This is a genomic window from Vibrio sp. OPT46 (assembly GCF_015163535.1).
Classification (GTDB): Bacteria; Pseudomonadota; Gammaproteobacteria; order Enterobacterales; family Vibrionaceae; genus Vibrio; species Vibrio alginolyticus.
This window is the reverse complement of sequence record NZ_JADDYG010000753.1, coordinates 1-218: the sequence shown is the minus strand read 5'-3', so window position 1 is coordinate 218 and position 218 is coordinate 1. Positions and strand designations below refer to the sequence as shown.

At 46.3% G+C, this 218-nt stretch carries 1 protein-coding gene; it reads left to right on the top strand.

The window, feature by feature from the left end:
• Window positions 1-218: S1 RNA-binding domain-containing protein (locus IQR33_RS26760; protein ID WP_193844212.1), on the top strand; the 218-nt coding region annotated here is incomplete at both ends.

The following is a 218-nucleotide window of genomic DNA, read 5'->3' as shown; positions in this document are numbered from 1 at the left end:
GTACAAAAACCAGATGACCAAGTAGGCGAAGAGCTAGCTCTACATCGTAAACATCATAAAATCGCTGAGCGAAATGTCTCAGATTGGCTATATGCACGTACGCTTGCTGATGAGCCGAGCAAGAAAACTTGTTTCACAGGTGAGATTTTCGATATTAATCGTGCAGGCGCACGTGTCCGACTTCTCGAAAATGGCGCAGCAGCCTTTATTCCTGGTGC